General features: G+C 48.4%; 3 protein-coding genes and 1 rRNA gene. All 4 read right to left on the reverse strand.

What is annotated here, in order from left to right:
• A 23S ribosomal RNA gene (locus IEV46_RS17505) occupies positions 1-838 on the reverse strand; the annotation flags it as partial.
• A 248-nt stretch (positions 839-1086) separates the two neighbouring features.
• On the reverse strand, positions 1087-1659 hold the full coding sequence (locus IEV46_RS17510) for a PepSY domain-containing protein (RefSeq protein WP_188433856.1): 573 nt from the start codon (positions 1657-1659) through the stop codon (positions 1087-1089).
• 135 nt (positions 1660-1794) lie between these two features.
• Positions 1795-3162: a sensor histidine kinase gene (locus IEV46_RS17515; protein WP_188433858.1), complete on the reverse strand. Its 1368-nt coding sequence runs from the start codon at positions 3160-3162 to the stop codon at positions 1795-1797.
• The gene (locus tag IEV46_RS17520; RefSeq protein ID WP_188433860.1) at positions 3159-3866 is read right to left on the reverse strand and encodes a response regulator transcription factor; all 708 of its coding nucleotides are present in this window, start codon (positions 3864-3866) and stop codon (positions 3159-3161) included. Before IEV46_RS17520 ends, IEV46_RS17515 begins: the two co-directional genes overlap by 4 nt.
• Positions 3867-4113 lie beyond the last annotated feature (247 nt).

The following is a 4113-nucleotide window of genomic DNA, read 5'->3' on the forward strand; positions in this document are numbered from 1 at the left end:
ATTTTTCAACATCGGTGGGTTCGGGCCTCCATTGAGTGTTACCTCAACTTCACCCTGGACATGGGTAGATCACCCGGTTTCGGGTCGACGACGACATACTCAGGGTTCCCACAAAAGTAATTACTTTTGTGGGAACCCGGCGCCCTATTCAGACTCGCTTTCGCTGCGGCTCCGGCTTCTCGCCTTAACCTCGCAGGCCATCGTCACTCGCCGGTTCATTCTACAAAAGGCACGCCGTCACCCCTCATGGAGGCTCCGACTGCTTGTAAGCACACGGTTTCAGGTTCTCTTTCACTCCCCTCCCGGGGTGCTTTTCACCTTTCCCTCACGGTACTGGTTCACTATCGGTCGCCAGGGAGTATTTAGCCTTGGGAGGTGGTCCTCCCGGATTCCCACGGGGTTTCACGTGTCCCGTGGTACTCGGGGTCCGTCCCGGAGAGCGAAGTGTTTCGGCTACCGGGCTGTTACCGTCTACGGCAGGCCATTCCAGGCCACTTCGCCTACGCTTCGCCTTTCTGACTCCATGCAGGACGCCCCACAACCCCGAAGGGGAATCCCTTCGGTTTGGGCTGTTCCCGTTTCGCTCGCCGCTACTCGGGGAATCGAGGTTTCTTTCTCTTCCTCGGGGTACTAAGATGTTTCAGTTCCCCCGGTCTGCCTCTCGCTGCCCTATGGATTCAGGCAGGAGTACCGGCGGTTCGCCGCCGGTGGGTTGCCCCATTCGGAAATCCCCGGATCAAAGCCTGCTTACGGCTCCCCGGGGCATATCGGTGTTCGCCCCGTCCTTCATCGGCTCCTGGCGCCAAGGCATCCACCGTGTGCCCTTCACAACTTCTCCTCAGTTGCTTCGGTGAAATCTTTCTTGGCTCTCTTCTGTATCCGATTTTCAAGGTGCATCTTGCTTTTGTGTGCCACGCTCAGCATCTCGCGGCGACATTTAACAATATAACATGGATCACAAATGGATTCAACCCCCTTTTTTAATTTTATCTTTATATCCATTTATGCATTCTTATTAATAAAAAACTTGATCGACACCATCACCGATCAAGTTTTTTGACATTTTCATGCCGGATCCATTATGAGTCAATCATCATTTTCAATGGACATAAACAGGATTTCCCCGGTATTTGCATCGATCTCAAACTCAGCTTCCTGTTTTCCTTTTTTGATTTCCACCTCGTAAACCAAGCGACCATCATCTTCATCCAATTCAATTTCCTCGATCTTACCGCGGAATTTATTTAAAGCGATTTGTTTCGCTTCTTTGAAGTCAATCCGCTTTTTATTCTTGTTGGTTTTTTTTTGATTGTCATCCGCTGTTTGTTTATCACCCTTCTCCATGTCATCTGTATCGTCCTTTGTCTGTTTTGCGGACACCCCTTGTTCTACCTTCAAGACTTCACCGGTGTTGGCATCCATTTCAATCTCATATATTCCGTTCGGACCTTCCAACTCCAATTCATACACCAAACGCGAGCCTTTGTGATCCTTCTCGATCTCCAATACTTTCCCCGGGTACCTTTCCTCTGCCTTTTCAGAAGCTTCCTGTACAGTCAGAGCGGGATCACTCTGACCTGCAAAAATTTGATTGACACCAAATCCGGCACCGGCGATGATAATCGCTCCTGTCAAAACCGCCGCCCATGTTTTGTTCACACCTGATCACTCCTTATCTTTTCAAGGACCATGATAAGGACCAAAACTGAAAAATGGAGGTGAACCACATGAGAATTTGATGAGAAATGAATGGGAAACAGGTAAAATACAGTGATGAAACGCGGCGGGATCTTTCTACTTCTCTCGATCCGGAGATGGAAGTCTCACTGTGACCACCGTACCTCTCCCCATCTCACTCTCCAAAGACAAACATCCTCGGTGCGCTTCCACAATCCGTTTGGCGATCGACAAGCCCAAGCCGCTCCCCCCGGTTTCCCGACTGCGTGCTTTTTCCACACGATAAAATCGCTCAAAAACCCTTTCCTGATCTTCTTCCGGAATCCCCTTTCCCTGATCCTCCACTTGTACCCGAGCCCCTCCGTCAAAGGATGTCACCCGGACAAACACTTCATCCTCACTGTATTTTAAAGCATTGTCCAAAAGGATAAACAGGAGTTGCTTAAGCTTTTCCGGATCTCCCTGGGCCTGAACATCATCTTCCGAGCTCACCTGAATGGACCGTCCAGCGACACGAACCAAAGAACGGACGGTTTCCCTGCATATTTCACCCAAATTTACAGATGTTAAATTCAGCAATTCATGGGTATCATCACGAGCCAGGTCCAACATTTGATGAGTGAGCTCTCTCATTCGTTTTGCCTCCGAATGGATCGCTTCAATCGCTTCATCTCTCACGTCCGGCTTTTGGCTCCCCCATCTTTTGAGAAGATTGGCATAGCTCTCAATTACGGTAAGTGGAGTCTTCAATTCGTGGGAAGCATCGGAAACAAACTGCAACTGTTTGTGAAAACTTTCCTCCATCCAATCCATCATTCGATTATAGGTGACAGCCATTTGGTACAGCTCGTCTTTGGAGCGTTGTTTTATCTCCAAACGTTGAAAAGTCCCTTGACGCCGATTGCTTTCCATTGTCTGAATCAGGGAATGAATCGGGCGCAGGATCAACCGGCTGAGGAGAATTCCCCCCATAATCGTTGGAGCCAGAACAATCAAGGTTGCCAAAAACAATACCCAACGCAGAATCTGAAGATTTCTCTCCAACAAATGCACACTTTCGGTTATTTCCAAAGTGACCACTTGTCCATTTTCCCAAATCAACGGATACGAAGCGGTTATATACATACCGTTTCCACGGTTGAAGAAACGATGGTCTTGTCGATTTCGAAATGCAGGAGAAATCTCTTCCACCAATTCCGGCTGTTCGGTCACAGTCAACAGCGTGGTTGCTCGATCATTGACAACCCGAATCATTCCGCTCTCTGGCAGATAGGCACGGAGAAGCTGAGTAGCGGATCCCTTTTCTCTTCCGACTCCTGAAGCATTGATTGCACGGACGATGCTTTCTGCCTTGCCTTCCATCCGTTCAACTTCCGATTCTGTGACTTGTGCTCGGAACAACAGATAAATGCCCGCGTTCACACCCAACAGGAGCAATAGCAACATCGCTGTAGAAAAAAGCTGAATTTTTGTTGATAATTTCATTCTCTTGGCTCCCGCAAGGTATATCCCACCCCCCGAACGGTACGAATCAACTGCATTGGAGCCTGCTTGTCTATTTTTTTGCGCAGATAGCGAATATACACATCAACAACGTTGGTGTCTCCCATATAATCATAGCCCCAGACTTCCTGAATAATTTGTTCCCTCTCCAATACTTGGGATGGATGTCGCATGAGATAGATCAATAAGTCATACTCCCGTGGCGTGAGTTGAATCTCCCGTTCTCCTCGCTTCACTTCACGAGTTTTGGGATTCAGGCTCAAGTCACCCACTTTTAAAATTCCTTCTTCCTTTTTCTCCTTCCCATCACCTCTCTGAAAGCGAAGGTTGGCCCGGATCCGAGCAAGCACTTCCTCAATTTCAAATGGTTTGGTGATGTAATCATTGGCCCCTTGATCCAATCCCATCACTTTATCAGGGACCGTATCACGTGCGGTTAAGAGAAGTACTGGTGTCTGTTTCGTCCCGCGTCGAAACCGACGTAGTACTTCAATACCATTGAGTCGGGGAAGCATGATGTCCAGCAAAATAAGGTCCCAATCACCGGCTTGAGCCCGTTCCAAACCACTCACCCCGTCACTGGACACTTCGGCTTTATATCCTTCGTGTTCCAGCTCCAACTGCAACACACGGGCAATATTGACTTCATCTTCAATAATCAGGATTCGTTTTAAATCCTCTCCCATATGCTTCTTCCTCCATTTTTATTATTCTTTCCATTGTAGCCTCGTCAGATGAGGATTTGGTGAGAAACGTTAACAAGGCTTTCATCCAATTCCTTCTTTTTGTACACACAAAAGCCCCCTGTCCAAATTTGGACAGGGGGTGCATTCCCTCAAAACCGAAGAGCGATTGAACAACCCCATCCAACCGTTTGTGTATCCGAAGGATACTCCGTAGAAAGGAGGTGATCCATCCCCACCTTCCGGTAGG

The sequence above is a fragment of the Kroppenstedtia guangzhouensis genome, assembly GCF_014637345.1.
Classification (GTDB): domain Bacteria; phylum Bacillota; class Bacilli; order Thermoactinomycetales; family DSM-45169; genus Kroppenstedtia; species Kroppenstedtia guangzhouensis.

What these genes read in the sequence shown, in the direction of transcription:
- IEV46_RS17515 (WP_188433858.1), bottom strand. Translation starts at nt 3,162, where the DNA reads ATGAAATTATCAACAAAAATTCAGCTTTTTTCTACAGCGATGTTGCTA.
- IEV46_RS17520 (WP_188433860.1), bottom strand. Translation starts at nt 3,866, where the DNA reads ATGGGAGAGGATTTAAAACGAATCCTGATTATTGAAGATGAAGTCAAT.